The organism is Neorhizobium sp. R1-B (assembly GCF_004368875.1).
Classification (GTDB): Bacteria; Pseudomonadota; Alphaproteobacteria; order Rhizobiales; family Rhizobiaceae; genus Neorhizobium; species Neorhizobium huautlense.
Genome location: NZ_SOEM01000006.1, coordinates 164,781 through 178,517, shown reverse-complemented (window position 1 = coordinate 178,517; position 13,737 = coordinate 164,781). Strand labels below are relative to the sequence as shown.

The following is a 13,737-nucleotide window of genomic DNA, read 5'->3' as shown; positions in this document are numbered from 1 at the left end:
TTGGCAGGGTGCGCCAATTTCGTATTCACCTCCGAGCATTGGCAAGGCGGCGTACCTTTGAAGGCTTTTAGCGAGGATGCTCTGAGTTCGCCACAACGTGGCACACCTGCGAGGCATAGCCTGGGCGACTCCATGGTACTATAAGTGCCCGATGTCATAATATGACAACCAGCATCCAGGAATAGCTGCCTGTCGATCGCCCAGCGCCATATCATCGGGGAGCGGAGGAAGCCATGTCGATGGTGTGGCAACGGAAAGAGCGCCGGGAGGTCCCGGCGCTCGATATCAATCTCTTTGCGATTAATGGGGACGAGCTGCGCCGTCGTAATAGTCACCGCTGTCGATCATCGGAGATGCCGGCTGATCGAGACCCGGAGCCTTCTTCAACGGCGGATAGCCGTAACGGGTAACGGAGGGGATGCCCAGCGAATCCGTCGTGACAGTCAGATAGTCGCGGTCGCGAGAGGCGCCCTCATAATACTCGCCCTCCTGCGCAAAGGCACCGCCTGCAACGGTGGATGCCAAGAGAGTGGCGAAGATGGTGGAGATGACAGAGTTTTTCATGATAGTCGTTCCTTTTTCTGATCGGTTCCTGGTGCGACCCAACCGATCGATGTCTTGAATGAACTGTTTGAATTTTCGGGGTTCAGTTCTGTTCGTCGCCGGCAAACCGGTTGTCACGACGAGTCGGGGTGCGGACCCGTGCCGCCTCCCGTGTGACATCCGCTTTTGTCTCCGCTTCGGCGACACTCACCTGGGCGGCGAACGAAACCTCGTCTGCAGTCGTCAACCGGTGGCCATCATAGGCAAGCACATGTCCGGCAAACGAGGCCATGCAGGCCGCAGCGACGAGGAAGGCGATCTTTTCTATAGGCACAGTCATTTTTCACTCCATTGTTTGGCGAAACCCGCTTCTGCGGACGTCGTGTTTGATTTTGAGTCCGGCGAAACAACAGTCGCCGTCATCAATTTCCCGAATGACTGGAGGATCTCCTCTCGGCCCGTTGAACGGTCTTGCCGAAGCTCTCTGTGAGCTCTTCATCGTTCGGAGACGAAAGTAGGCATGAGGACCCGCCTCACCGGCATCAAGCTCTTAAGGAGCACTGATACCCCCGCCGATGGAGCGGTTGCCACCGGGGCGGCCAAAGCCAGCCAACCGGACTATGTTCTCTCACCGTCTTTCGTGAGGGGAATTTCTCTCAAATCCGTCATCGTCCCGCCAAAACGGCGTTAAACTTCCGTAAAAAACGGAGGTAATAAGAAAAAACCCTGGAAAGAATGTGATAGAGTATAACTTTGAGCGTCACTGAACCTGAAGCGTCATTCCTGCAACCGATAACAACGCAACGGAATTTTGCCGCACGAATTGCCGTTCCACGAGATCCACAATACTAAGCAAAAGTATAAATACTAATCATCTCTTCTTCAAATCGCTCAGCTGAGTTTTCAGTGCCTGAGGCCTGACGAATTCGAAACAAATCAGCCGCTTGATACCAAGTCGGACGACGCCTCAACGCCAACTGAAAGTTCAGCCCTGAGTCGAACGGGGCTGCCGGACGCGGTTCCAAACGCTGACGGGTAGGCCGATGTCCCTGCGAACCGGTCAGATTCCTTCCCGGCAGGCATGCTTCACGAACCTGCCCTATCGACCTGAAGCAAGACCCTATTTGGGATTGGCTTACGAGCGAGGCATTGATCCTATGGAATGGTTCATCTTCGATAGATGCGAGCCAGAAATTCCACAACCCGGCTTGCCGTTAAATGTCGTCGGGAACCGCACGATCGATGCGATGTTCTTCATCTGGAGGATGATGAACATGAACCGCTTACGGCACAATCGTCACGACTGGCTTTTATACATTGGCCTAAACGTCGCCCTCGCCTCGCTGATCGCGATGGCCATGTGGTATTCGCCAAGTTTCTAATAAGGTAGCCACAATGGCCAAGAACGCAATCATTGGCGTGCTCGTGGTGCTCATAGTGGCCTTGATTGCCGCCTTTCTTATGAGAGGACCAAGCACGCCCTCCGATGAGACGCCGCCGCCGGCGACCGCACCTAACACAGGGTAACACTCCTTAACCAGTCCTCGTGTTGGCGCGGATGTTTCGAGAAACGAGCTTGACTTCCGCGTCCTGTGCAAAACCGAGACATGTTAACCCATCGTTAAACTTGAAATGGCGATTGTCCACGCGTCAATTAGTGTGGAGTTTGACATGCGCGGGCAAAACGCTGGATTGCTCTTCCTTATTCCGATTATCGCGTTGCTCTTCTTTGGCATCTCTGTGGCGCTGGACCGTCTTGAAACGGTTGATCTGACGATAACGGGGGCAATAAAACTGATTCCTTCACCGATCACACGCAGCCCGTAGATTGGACTTCATTACAATTATGGGCTTACTCCGTTTCCGGCTTGTCGAACGACGCTTTCGCCTGAACGCTGCGCCTGCTCCTTCGCATCGCTTCCCGATCTCATGCCGGCCATGAAATATGTGCATGGAGGGACGAGTGATATCTGCGCGAAACTGCGTTTGGCATATATCGTCTATAGAACCGGGTTGAGTAACGTCAGCGTCACTGGACTACGCAGAGCGCGATTTCGGGTAGTCCCAAGGAAAGAGGGGCTTCATGGGTGACACACCTTGCAATCAGGGCTCTTGGCAACGGCATGAAGCGAAGCGCTACCCACAGCGGGATTAAAGAGCCAGCGATGGCCGCGCAATGAACTGCGGTGGGTAAGACGCTCGATGGCGATCTGGGAAACCGCAAAACAGGCAATCAGAGCATTATCGGCCGGCGACGGCCGGCCTACGTCGCCCATGTCGATCGGTGCCTGCAACGTCGCACAACAAAAAGGGCAGGCATCATCCGGCTGCGCCACCAGCGGGCCGGCGACACAAATAGAACCATTCTGGCCGACATGCAGGTAAGGTGGAGGCACCGGGGCCGCCGCGTGATATTCGGCAAGAAATTGGGGAGCCAGAGAAACACTGTCCTCCGCAAGTATCAGGAATGGTTTACGCGTACGGGCCAGAATGAGCCGGGCGGCCTCCGCCCCGTCGGCGAACCGGGTCATGATTGCAACTACCGCAGAAAAGCGGGAGGCGAGATAAGTCGCCAACCTGTCGCTCTTCAATTGACCGATATCTCGTGTCGTTGCCCAGCTCAGTCGTCCCAGATTGCTCTCTTCGATGCGGTCGCCATCCACCAGGAAAAAATGGCGAGCCCCGAGTGCCGCAAGCTGGGAAGCGATCTGGGAACCGAGGCTTCCGCATCCGACAATGACGAAATCCGTGTCGTGAACGGCATCAAACAGATCGGCATGATATTCAAAGGCTTTCATCATCATTCACCTTGCTTGATCCAGTCGCAGACTGCTGAAAATTCACAGGAACCGCGCTTGCCCATCACGCGCGCTCCATCAGGATCGGACTCGGCGTCTCCGCCGGCGTGGCAACTCGAATGTCGTGCCAATCGGGAGGCCGACTGGCGGCCTTGCGGATCATGTGGAGGCGGCCGTCGTACCAGAGACTGAGACCTTCGCCGGTGCTCTGCAGCATTGGACGGCCCATTCTCGGATCGATGGGCTGCTCGCCCCGCAGAAGCGCCTGCCCAAGGTCCCAGGCCTGACGATCCACGACACACAGACGCTGGGCATAATAGGCCTGGCGCCGAGCCGCCGGCTCGCATTCGAGGAGCCGGTCGACAAGCGCCAAGACCCCGGCGCCCCAGGAAGGAATGACGGCGATGTCCCGGAGGTCGAGAAGGACATCGCCGCCCAGACGCTCGATCCCCTCACGGGCGATATCGATGAGCGGAATCAGACGGGCAGCATACGCAATAACAAATGCAGCTTCCCGTGCACGGTGCTCAGGCGGTGCTCTGAAAGGCAAGCATGCGATGCGAACGGCGCACTCCCAGGGAACGGCGTAGGCCATGTGCAGGATGCTTTCGAGCGTCTGTAGGCTGTGGGTGTATGGCGATACGTACCGGAGTTCGGCGGGCAGCGGTGACACCGCCGCGCTCGTGTATAACTGCAGCAGGACATGGCCCACTTCGCGCAGAAGTTCTGCTGCAGTTGCCGGATAATCTTCGGCGTCCAACCTTTCCTGTGACAGAACTACGACGGCACTTGCCGGCAGATCCTCCGAGCTGGAGAACGAGTTGGTCGCGCCATGCCTGGTTCCGATGTAGAGCGTATGAAGACCCGCAGTCAGCCGTTGATAGCCTGCGGGATCGACGGCCGATATCAAGGCGATTGCCTTCTCGAGATGATCGGCGATCCGCTCCCGGTCACGGTCGCTCATCCGGGCATATTCGAGGTCGGGGCCGATTGGCAGACCAGCGATGCGCTTTTGCATCGTTCGGCTTGCTGCCATGCTAGCGGCCGGAACAAGACCGATACCGCAGGTCAGCCGCCGAACCGGATGGCGTTCGAGCGCAAGGTCCTCGGCCAATAGATGAGGCTGCAGGTTATGATCCACGACCTCGGAACTGGCACCGTCGACATACCTTTCCAGCCCCCGCTGAAGCTCATCCATCCAGGCAGTCAGAGCGGGAGATCGGTAGGGGTCGCTTCGCACGGGCAGGAACGCTGAAAAGGGCAGGAACGTTTCGGCATCACGGTATCCGCCATCCGCCAGGCCGGGGAAATAACCGGCCAACGCCTCCACCCTCTCGCCGCAATCTGGCAGTTCGGATGCGGCAGCAAGAATTCGGGCATAACGAGGCAACCGCTTCAGCATATTGCCAGCTGCGGCGGCGTTCACGGAACTGGACTTTGCAAAGAGCGGATTGCGCCGGAGCAAGGCCCTGGCCTGATCCGCCAACTGCTCGATCTGATAAGCAGACATCTTAGTTCTCCTCATCCCTCAGGCTTCAAGTCTCATCATGAGACCCGTCATTTCGGGAAGAATGGTTGCTCCGGAACGGCCGTACCTGCGGCCAATCCGGTTTAAAAACCACCGATCTCGTCTTGTCTTTCGTTGAGAGGAGCTTCTTGTGGACCCGTCATCGGCACGCCAGTACCGCGTGAAACTTCCGTTAAAAGAGGGCCGCGGCTCAAAAAAAGACCCCCTTTTTTAGGGGGCCTCAACTTCGTGAAACTCATCGAGAACTACGTCACGGCGTCAACACGGCGGCGACAGCCGCCCGAACATCGGGCAGGCCGAACCCGAAGAAATAGCTCATATCGAGAGCATCTTCGCCGTCGGCATTCATGCAGTCGGCAGTCAACACGCGTACTCCCGGTGCTACTGCCGCATCCAGCCGGGACGTAGTTTGAAGGATGGACTTTACTGCCGGGCCGGAGAGCCGCGCCTCGCTGTCATTTTGGCTCTTATATGCCCTTTGGATCAATGCGCAGATGCCTCCCACCTCCGCAGAGGCTCCGGACGTGCCGCCGAACGTGGTATAGTAACCTCCACCGATGCCCGGATTGGATCCGAACGGCACAATGGACGACCACGGATCGGCACCCCGGTTGTAACCGAATGCGCCGGGCAGATCGGTCGTCAGCAGGGAGAAATGGGAATAGTGATATTCCCGCAGCCCAAATGCTTCGTAATCATGTTGCGCAGCGAAAGGAGACAATCGATCAACGCGCAACTGGTGACGGTTGAAGACCTCGCCGTCGTCGGATGGCGATACGACCGTCAGCCCCTCTCCGTAATTGCTGTATCCTGACCGATAACCCTCGACCGTAACGGCTCCGACCGCGATGATCCCGTTGTCATCGGCAGCCAGATTGGCCGGGTAGATCAGCTGGCTTTCGCCACTGTTTCCCGCCGCGCAAACGATCGGAATATGCTGGCTGATGGCAACAATGAGCTGCTTGAGGACATGCCACGCTCTATCAGGGTTTGACCCCTTCTGCGGGGCTTTGGGTGCCAGCTCAAAGCTGCCCTGTTCCGCAAAGGAGATACGAGCAAACAAATCCGCGGCAATCTGGTTTTTCCAGCGTTCAAGATCGGCTTTCAACTCGTTCTTTGGAATGACCCGGCTGCGCTTCGGGTCCGGCAAGCCCCGTGGCAGGACGATCACGTCGACGCGCTGGTGATAGGCGTAGAGAAATGCAGCAATGAATTGCTGAACATCATCCTCAAAAGACGTCCTGATCGAGATCAGCCGCGAGAAGGGGTCGACACCGAAATAGGGAATAATGTTGCGATTGGCGCTTGGGCATGGCGTACTGCCATCACCATAGAATGCGCTCTCCGGAGGCTCCGACGGCTCTCCCTCTCCCGCGACCACGGCCGGTTCGCCGACGATCAGGCCGGCACAGCAGGTGCCATGGGAGGCAAAAACGGACTCCGGATGGAACAGCCGGCGGACGACGCCCTGCGAAGCAGCATATTCCGCGACAATGTCGTCAAGATATTCCCGATCATCGTTGGACAAACCGAGATTTCCCAAAGGAGTGATGTCGAGCCCGGCGAAGAAGGCTTGCTTTTCCTCCCGATCGAAGGAGGTGGTCGCATCGAGGATTTCGGCAAAGCGTGATCCATAACGATGGCTCGTAAGGTCGATCGAGGCTTCGCGATCAAGGCGGGTCGCCAAATTCGGATGGTCTGGCGATACCCCTACATCGATCAGCGCAACCCGGGCGGGATGGATGGGGCCGGCAGCCGCGATCGTATCCCAGACATTTCCTCCGATCTCCGGATCATGGACCTCGAGTGCGGCAGTCTCGTTTTCGGCCGGCGGCGCGACCGGTGGCGAACCGTAATCCGCATCGATGACGCCCAGGGCCGTCAGATGCCAGAGATAGTAATAGTTCATTGGTGCGGTTTGCGGCGCTTCCATGTCGGCTAGCATCATGACCTTCGTTCTCCCAAAGAATGAAATCTGCCTTAAACCCACTCGTCATGGACGGCCTGGAAAAGCGGCCCAAACGCATCGTGGAGGTAGGGGGCGAAACGGCGGGCCAGATCCCGGCCAGCTTGCGTGTCGCTTGGATAATGGAGGCCTGCCCATTCGCGATTTTCAGCGACATTCTGGGCAATGCGGGCGAGTTCGTCCGTTGCAGGATGTTCGGGCAGTATCGTCGAGAAGGCGAATACGATCGAAAAACATTGGAAGGCATGGTTGCTGGGGTAGGACTCGTGCACCGGCACGGGCAGGAGCGGCCGCAACAGGGATTCGAACTGGTTCGGGCGAAGCCTGTTGAACTGGCTCTTGTAAAGTAGCCCAACATATTCGCAGGCGGTCAAGATCGCCTGAAACAATCCCTCGGTCTGTTCAAAACCGCCAACCTCTTCGATATACAAGGCGCGGGTGAATTCCGATACAGAAATGGTCGCCTCAGCCTGGATGTCGGGCAATCGCCTCGCCCGCTCACGGTCGCGCCGCTGCATGGAGAGCAGCACCGCTGCTTCCAACCGGGTGTAATCCGGGCCGGGTGGTGGTGCAATGTCGAGCATTTCCCAGGTAAAGCGTCGCGCGGCAGTGAAGGCGTTGCGCGACGGCTGCTGATGCAATCGACGCAATTCGAACGCCGGAATAAGTTGCGACATGCCGAGACTTGCGCCGTCCATCGTCGACTTGTTTTTGTTTTTGTTCTTATTCTTGTTTTTATTCTTGTTCTTGTTCAGGCTGGCCTTGTTGAGGACCGACTTGTTCGCGACGCTACTGAGGACCGACGCCGCTGCCACCATTGCCTCCATCATCAACGGGGGCTCATCTATGGGATTATCGTCTTCAGGGGAAAATGCCGAGGCAGGAGAAACGGGGGGCGATGGCTGCTCCACCGGGTCAGGAACCACCTCAACAGCTCTCGGCTCACAAGGAAGAACCGCATCCGGTTCGACTTTAAATTTATAACGGTTCATAAATTCCACAATCTTAGATTGTGGATCAAAAGTTACTTCTCCGACCATGCCCCCTACCTCCTGAAATGAGATCATCCTGAATGTGTTGGTCTCAACGAATTCGGGCGCCGGCCTTGATCAGGCCGTCGAGCAGCAGCTTTCCGCCGCCTGTATCCAGCAGAGGATAACCTGTGCCGCGAAACGACGTTATGGAAAACCCGTTCTCAACCTTATCGAGCCGTTCCACATATCGCCGAGCGACCTCCAAATTGCCGACGTGAGCGTGGCTGGAGGCGAGATAGCGCAGCAGGCTATTGAAGTTCGGCCGGGAATGCAGCGCATCCTCGCCGGCCGCTATCGCTGCCATATGATCACCCGCCAGCCCGGCGCTGATGGATTTCGTCGTGTCGAAGTAATATTTATGAGGGCTGTAGACGCCGAGCTCCTGGACCCACCGCGCCATTGCGCTTGCCTTTTCCGGCTGTCCCGCATAGCAATGCAGCATGGCATAGAGATCCCAACCCATCGGCAGGGCCGGGTTCAGGCGGATCGACTTCTCGAACAGTCCGGCTGCATAATCGTATTCCCGGAACAGGAAGGAATGGACATGTCCGACCAGTGCCAGGGAGACGGAATTGTTCGGATCGAGTTCCAGAGCCTTTCGAGCATAGGCCTGCGCCTCTTCGATCAGATGCGCGTCCAGCGCACTGAACCGCTGACCCACCTGGAAAGTGCGGATGAAGGACAACCAGGCAAAAGCAGACGCTCGCGGTTGATATTGAACCTGTTCCTGCAGCCGCATTTCCGCTTTTTCAAGATCGCCTCTGGAAAGCCGGAAGATCGCGTTGACCGCATCGATGAACAGGCCATCTCTGGTCATGCGACCGTCAATAGCGCTCATCTCCTGAAACAGTGACAGCTGGTCAACCGCCTGGCTGATCAATGCAGCAGCGATCCCGTATTCGGCCCGTTCCATCTGGGTGCGTCCGATCATACGGCTGCCTAGCCAAATGATCCTGTTGTCAAGCAGGTGCTTGATTGCCAGCTCCACGAACACCATACTGCCATCGAATGTCAGCCGTAGTTGAAGGCACAGCGGAAGGCCCATCTTTCGGTCCGGCTGACCAAGGTGCGGATCGAACGACAGATCGGTAATGCCAAGCCCCAATCCATCGAAGATCGCCTTGGCGAGCAGGTTCTGAAATTGCAATGCCGCGATCTGCCCGCCATCTCCGGCGCCGATGACGATGGGCGGCTGAAGCGCGACCGTCCACTGAAGGTTATCCGGCGAAGGCGGTATGTCCGGATCGTTGCTTGAAGCCGCCAGGGGAATATTCGGCGTGCGCTGGTCAGGCAGGCCCGTCATAGGCAATAGCGCTGACTGGGTGCTGACGTCGCGGCGAGGTTGCTGCCGTGGTTCGAAGACGTCGTCGACGCGACCTTCCTCAATGCGCCGATACCAGTTCTGTCTCTCGACCGTCAGCCAATCTTCGAATTCGGGATCACGGATATCCATGCCCTCAAGCAGTTCATCGGTGATCTGATCCGCCATGCGCTCGCTGCGAAGCATCTCGTCGGTGTCGAGCGCGATGCGGTCCATGTCCAGCCACACGGTATTCTTGTCCGCGATGATGAGATCACGCGCCGAACCCAACGCTTTATGAATATCCAGCAGGGCCTGCCTCAGGCTCGCAGCCGCCTGATCCTCCGACCGGTCGCTCCACAATTTGTCTCTCAACCAGACCCGCGAACGAGATCCCCGCGCAGACAGCGCAAGCATTGCCAGAATTGCCTGAGCTTTTTGAGACTTGGGCGTGGCGGATTTGCCTTTGCCGTCGACGAGACTAAAAGGGCCGAGCAGGTACATCCGGAACACTGCATGTTTTTCATCCATGCGATCCATCGGTCCAACTCGTGTTGTGCCCCTCTCGATGATCTCATCGAACGCAGGCTGCCCGTCCGACAGACAGTCTGACACAAAAGCGGCCCTTGACAAGAGCGCTACAGGCGTACTTACGATTCGGCAGCGCATGCCAGCGTTGTGGCCATCGACGAATTGAAGCATGGAAAGCATCCCCGGGAACGAGCAACTCTCCCCTAGCGCACCGCTGTCAAAGCAGCGTCAAACCAACGTCAAAAAATCCCCGCTCATCTTGTTGCCATGCTGGCGACGAGATCGCTGAACCTTTCGCCCTGGATGCCGACATGCGCCCTGAGCAAGCTCCGGGCCTGCTCCACGTCTCCGGCGAAGATCGCCGCAACAATTGCGCTATGCTCTGAAAACGAGGTTGGCAGTCGGTTGCGCACCCGCAGCTGAAGCCGCCGGTAAGGGCGTAGCCGGCGGTGCAACTGCGTGCATTGCTCCTCCAGGAATTCGCTGCGGCTTGCCGCGTAGATCGCCTTGTGGAACTCCTCGTTGTCGTAATAATAGCCATCGCTGTCGCCGGCTCCGGCCGAAAGCTCGCAGCGCTTATGCGCAGCCGTGATTGCGGCACGGGACTCCTCGTTCAGCCGGCGGGCGGCCAGCGAGCCAGCCAGACCCTCCAGCTCCGCCATCACTTCGAACATTTCATAGATACGGTGAGGTCCTGGATCGATGACGACGGCGCCGCGTCTTGGACGGATATCCACGAGGCCAATTGCGTTGAGCTGCATCAGTGCCTCGCGCACTGGTGTCCGCGACACGCCAAACCGTTTGGCAAGCATCGTCTCGTCCAGCCGCTCTCCTGGCCCGAACTCATTGGAAAGGATAGCATTTTCGATTTCGTCCCGTAGCCAACGCCCAACATTTTCGGACATTCACTCCCCCTCCCATAATGCAAAATTCCATGCCTTGTATGCAAGATGCTTGACATTGCACACACATTACATCAATTTAAATACCACAACATCGATGAGACTGAAATTGGGAATGCTGACGGATGGACAGGCGTCCATTGCGGGCGGAGGAGCACAGCATGTCCGGGACCTCTCTCTTTAGTGATATGCTGCAGGGCATTACCGAGCGCGGCCGCAAACTTCTGTTTTCCGGACCGCGCGCGCCGGACGCGGTCGTCGAAGCCGATCTCGAGACCCTTTGCGAGATGCTGCTGTCCAGTCGTGGCGAAGCATCAGGCATGGCCATCGCCGCGGAGATTCTCGACCGCTGGAGCCGCTTCGACAGTATGGAAACTGAGCAGTTCCTGCAGATGCTTTCCGACAAGTTCGGGGCTGATACCGCTCAGCTCGACAAAGCCGTCGAGAGATATCGGAGCGACAAGAGCCCTTCGGCGATCTTTGCTCTCCACAATGCGGCCGAGCCGCGGCGGCAGGAGCTTCTGCGCCGTCTGAATCTGGCGCCGAACGGTACAGAGAAACTTGTCCGGATGCGTGAACAGCTCCTGAGGCTCAAAGACCGGCGGGAAGACCTGCGCGCCATCGATACGGATTTCGCTCATCTGTTCGGATCCTGGTTCAATCGCGGCTTCCTCACGCTAAACCCCATCGACTGGTCGACGCCGGCGCACATCCTGGAAAAAATCATCAAATACGAGGCAGTGCACGAGATCGGCAGCTGGGAAGAACTGCGACGCCGCCTTGCGCCCCCCGATCGGCGCTGCTTCGCTTTCTTCCATCCCCGGCTGGCGGATGAGCCGCTCGTCTTTGTTGAAGTCGCCCTTACCCGGTCCGTGCCGAGCACGATCGCAGACGTCTTGGACGAAGGACGGGAGCACATCCTTCCCAATGAAGCGACGACGGCTGTCTTTTATTCGATTTCCAACTGCCAGGACGGCCTTCGCGGAATATCGTTTGGCAACTTTCTCATCAAGCAGGTCGTCGAAGACCTGCGCAAAGACCTGCCCGGCCTCAAAAATTTCGTCACGCTGTCGCCCGTTCCCGGCCTCGCGTCGTGGATATCCAAAGCACGCAGCGACCAAGCCGATCCCTTGCTGACGGAAGAGGAGCGCAGGGTGCTGGCGCTGTTGGACGACCCGGCCTGGGCAAATGACGCCGGCACGGCAAGTGAGATCGAGCGCGTGCTGCTTCCGCTCGCCGCGCACTATTTTCTCGTCGAACGCACGCCGGAGGGCCGCCCGGTCGATCCGGTTGCCCGTTTCCACCTCGGCAACGGTGCTCGCCTTGAAAGGCTGAATTTCCTTGGCGATCGATCGGCGAAGGCGATGCGCCAGGCGCACGGACTGATGGTTAACTACCTCTACAAGCTCGAGGATATCGAGGCCAATCACGAAGCTCTTGCGCAACGCGGCGAAGTGACCGCATCACAAGCCGTCAAGAATATGCTCCGCCGGGAGCGGGAATACCGTCGCGGCGGCAGGAATGAGCAGACCCCGAGCGCCTTCGCACAAGGCGTGAATGCCAAGATCGGAGGAGGACGCATATGAGCAACCATCTATTCGACGCCATCCGGGCAGCCGCGCGGGGAGACTCGCCGTTTATCCTGACCAACGGTGGTCGGACCTGGACCTATGACGAGGCGCTCGCCCTTTCGGGCCGCATTGCCGGCGCAATCGATACGCTCGGCATTCGGCCGGGAGATCGGGTCGCCGTTCAGGTCGACAAAAGTACCGAAGCGCTGATCCTGTATCTCGCCTGCGTGCGCAGCGGCGCGATCTATCTGCCGCTCAACACAGCCTATACGCTGGCCGAACTCGACTATTTCTTCGGCGACGCCGAACCCAGGCTGGTTGTCGTTTCTTCGGTCATGCGCGAGAGCGTCGAGAAGATCGCCAAGCCTCACGGCGCGATCGTTGAAACCCTCAATGCCGACGGCACCGGCTCGCTTCTCGATCTTGCAAAGGAGGAACGCGACGACTTCGTCGACGCCTCGCGCACGGCCGACGATCTGGCGGCGATCCTCTATACCTCGGGAACGACAGGGCGGTCCAAGGGAGCAATGCTGACCCACGACAACCTGCTCTCAAATGCCCTCACCTTGCGCGATTGCTGGCGCGTCACCGCCGAAGACCGGTTGATCCATGCCTTGCCTATCTTCCATACGCATGGGCTGTTCGTCGCGACCAACGTCACGCTGCTCGCCGGCGCCTCAATGTTCCTGTTGCCGAAATTCGACCCGGACGAGATCCTCTCGCTGATGCCGAAAGCAACGATGATGATGGGCGTGCCGACATTTTACGTGCGCCTCCTACAGAACTCGCACCTCGACCGGGAGGCAGTCGCGAATATGCGGCTGTTCATTTCCGGCTCGGCTCCGCTGCTCGCCGAAACGCATATCGAGTTCAAGAACCGTACTGGTCATGCAATCCTTGAGCGCTATGGCATGACCGAAACCAACATGAACACTTCCAATCCCTATGATGGAAAACGGATTGCCGGAACCGTCGGCTTTCCCCTTCCCGGCGTGACGGTGCGGGTCACCGATCCGGCGACCGGTACCGTGCTTGCCCCGGAAGAAACCGGCATGATCGAAATCAAGGGGCCAAACGTTTTCAAAGGCTACTGGCGCATGCCCGAGAAAACCGCCGCGGAATTCACGTCCGACGGTTTCTTCATCAGCGGCGACCTCGGCAAGATCGACGGCCAAGGCTACGTCCACATCGTCGGCCGCAGCAAGGATCTGGTGATCTCAGGCGGATACAATATCTATCCCAAAGAGGTTGAAGGTGAGATCGACCAGCTCGAAGGAGTCGCCGAGAGTGCCGTGATCGGCGTTCCTCACCCTGATTTTGGTGAAGGCGTCACCGCCATCGTCGTCTGCAAGCCCAATGCGGCGCTGGATGAAAAGGCGATCCTCGGCGCGCTCCAGGACCGCCTCGCCCGATACAAGCAGCCGAAACGCATCATCTTCGCCGATGACCTGCCGCGCAACACGATGGGTAAGGTCCAGAAGAACGTCCTACGGCAGAAATACGCCGACCTTTACGCAACGACGTAATCCAACCCATGCGCTCTCCGGGAGGGAAGCGCCGGGTT

12 protein-coding genes are annotated in these 13,737 nt (G+C 58.0%); 4 read left to right on the top strand and 8 right to left on the bottom strand.

Annotated elements, in window-relative coordinates:
* Positions 1-300 precede the first annotated feature (300 nt).
* Together EDE05_RS11425 and EDE05_RS11420 are read right to left on the bottom strand one after the other, a co-directional pair.
* Positions 301-564 carry a hypothetical protein gene (locus EDE05_RS11425; RefSeq protein ID WP_105370927.1) on the bottom strand — a complete coding sequence of 88 codons (264 nt, stop codon included), beginning with the start codon at positions 562-564 and terminating at the stop codon, positions 301-303.
* Positions 565-646: 82 nt separating this feature from the next.
* Positions 647-883 (bottom strand): hypothetical protein, encoded by a 237-nt coding sequence (locus EDE05_RS11420; protein ID WP_112797045.1) that lies wholly within the window; start codon positions 881-883, stop codon positions 647-649.
* Between the two features lie 703 nt (positions 884-1,586).
* Here EDE05_RS11420 and EDE05_RS11415 point away from each other — a divergent pair.
* Both EDE05_RS11415 and EDE05_RS26800 read left to right on the top strand, forming a co-directional pair.
* Positions 1,587-1,925, top strand: coding sequence for a hypothetical protein (locus EDE05_RS11415; protein WP_134101095.1), 339 nt, complete (start codon positions 1,587-1,589; stop codon positions 1,923-1,925).
* 289 nt (positions 1,926-2,214) lie between these two features.
* Positions 2,215-2,370, top strand: a complete 156-nt coding sequence (locus EDE05_RS26800) for a hypothetical protein (protein ID WP_166675449.1) — start codon at positions 2,215-2,217, stop codon at positions 2,368-2,370.
* 254 nt (positions 2,371-2,624) lie between these two features.
* Here the strand turns inward: EDE05_RS26800 and EDE05_RS11410 are convergent, their stop codons facing one another.
* The 6 genes from EDE05_RS11410 to EDE05_RS11385 all read right to left on the bottom strand — a co-directional run bounded on the left by EDE05_RS11410 (position 2,625) and on the right by EDE05_RS11385 (position 10,605).
* Positions 2,625-3,341, bottom strand: a complete 717-nt coding sequence (locus EDE05_RS11410) for a ThiF family adenylyltransferase (RefSeq protein WP_166675448.1) — start codon at positions 3,339-3,341, stop codon at positions 2,625-2,627.
* A gap of 64 nt (positions 3,342-3,405) precedes the next feature.
* Positions 3,406-4,851 carry a hypothetical protein gene (locus tag EDE05_RS11405; protein WP_134101090.1) on the bottom strand — a complete coding sequence of 482 codons (1,446 nt, stop codon included), beginning with the start codon at positions 4,849-4,851 and terminating at the stop codon, positions 3,406-3,408.
* 268 nt (positions 4,852-5,119) lie between these two features.
* Positions 5,120-6,814: a S8 family serine peptidase gene (locus EDE05_RS11400; RefSeq protein ID WP_134101225.1), complete on the bottom strand. Its 1,695-nt coding sequence runs from the start codon at positions 6,812-6,814 to the stop codon at positions 5,120-5,122.
* Between the two features lie 35 nt (positions 6,815-6,849).
* Positions 6,850-7,875, bottom strand: coding sequence for a phosphatase PAP2 family protein (locus EDE05_RS11395; RefSeq protein WP_134101087.1), 1,026 nt, complete (start codon positions 7,873-7,875; stop codon positions 6,850-6,852).
* A gap of 43 nt (positions 7,876-7,918) precedes the next feature.
* Positions 7,919-9,700, bottom strand: a complete 1,782-nt coding sequence (locus EDE05_RS11390; RefSeq protein ID WP_166675447.1) for an SARP family transcriptional regulator — start codon at positions 9,698-9,700, stop codon at positions 7,919-7,921.
* 254 nt (positions 9,701-9,954) lie between these two features.
* Complete coding sequence (locus tag EDE05_RS11385; protein WP_105370920.1) at positions 9,955-10,605, bottom strand: GntR family transcriptional regulator; 651 nt, start codon at positions 10,603-10,605, stop codon at positions 9,955-9,957.
* A gap of 158 nt (positions 10,606-10,763) precedes the next feature.
* Between EDE05_RS11385 and EDE05_RS11380 the strand changes: the two genes are divergently transcribed.
* The gene (locus EDE05_RS11380) at positions 10,764-12,188 is read left to right on the top strand and encodes a malonyl-CoA decarboxylase (protein ID WP_112797031.1); all 1,425 of its coding nucleotides are present in this window, start codon (positions 10,764-10,766) and stop codon (positions 12,186-12,188) included.
* Positions 12,185-13,699, top strand: a complete 1,515-nt coding sequence (locus EDE05_RS11375) for a malonyl-CoA synthase (protein WP_112797029.1) — start codon at positions 12,185-12,187, stop codon at positions 13,697-13,699. Before EDE05_RS11380 ends, EDE05_RS11375 begins: the two co-directional genes overlap by 4 nt.
* The last annotated feature ends 38 nt before the right edge of the window (positions 13,700-13,737 follow it).

What these genes read in the sequence shown, in the direction of transcription:
- EDE05_RS11425 (WP_105370927.1), bottom strand. Translation starts at nt 564, where the DNA reads ATGAAAAACTCTGTCATCTCCACCATCTTCGCCACTCTCTTGGCATCC.
- EDE05_RS11380 (WP_112797031.1), top strand. Translation starts at nt 10,764, where the DNA reads ATGTCCGGGACCTCTCTCTTTAGTGATATGCTGCAGGGCATTACCGAG.
- EDE05_RS11385 (WP_105370920.1), bottom strand. Translation starts at nt 10,605, where the DNA reads ATGTCCGAAAATGTTGGGCGTTGGCTACGGGACGAAATCGAAAATGCT.
- EDE05_RS11410 (WP_166675448.1), bottom strand. Translation starts at nt 3,341, where the DNA reads ATGAAAGCCTTTGAATATCATGCCGATCTGTTTGATGCCGTTCACGAC.
- EDE05_RS11420 (WP_112797045.1), bottom strand. Translation starts at nt 883, where the DNA reads ATGACTGTGCCTATAGAAAAGATCGCCTTCCTCGTCGCTGCGGCCTGC.
- EDE05_RS11375 (WP_112797029.1), top strand. Translation starts at nt 12,185, where the DNA reads ATGAGCAACCATCTATTCGACGCCATCCGGGCAGCCGCGCGGGGAGAC.
- EDE05_RS11415 (WP_134101095.1), top strand. Translation starts at nt 1,587, where the DNA reads ATGTCCCTGCGAACCGGTCAGATTCCTTCCCGGCAGGCATGCTTCACG.
- EDE05_RS11395 (WP_134101087.1), bottom strand. Translation starts at nt 7,875, where the DNA reads ATGGTCGGAGAAGTAACTTTTGATCCACAATCTAAGATTGTGGAATTT.
- EDE05_RS11390 (WP_166675447.1), bottom strand. Translation starts at nt 9,700, where the DNA reads ATGGATGAAAAACATGCAGTGTTCCGGATGTACCTGCTCGGCCCTTTT.
- EDE05_RS26800 (WP_166675449.1), top strand. Translation starts at nt 2,215, where the DNA reads ATGCGCGGGCAAAACGCTGGATTGCTCTTCCTTATTCCGATTATCGCG.
- EDE05_RS11400 (WP_134101225.1), bottom strand. Translation starts at nt 6,814, where the DNA reads ATGCTAGCCGACATGGAAGCGCCGCAAACCGCACCAATGAACTATTAC.
- EDE05_RS11405 (WP_134101090.1), bottom strand. Translation starts at nt 4,851, where the DNA reads ATGTCTGCTTATCAGATCGAGCAGTTGGCGGATCAGGCCAGGGCCTTG.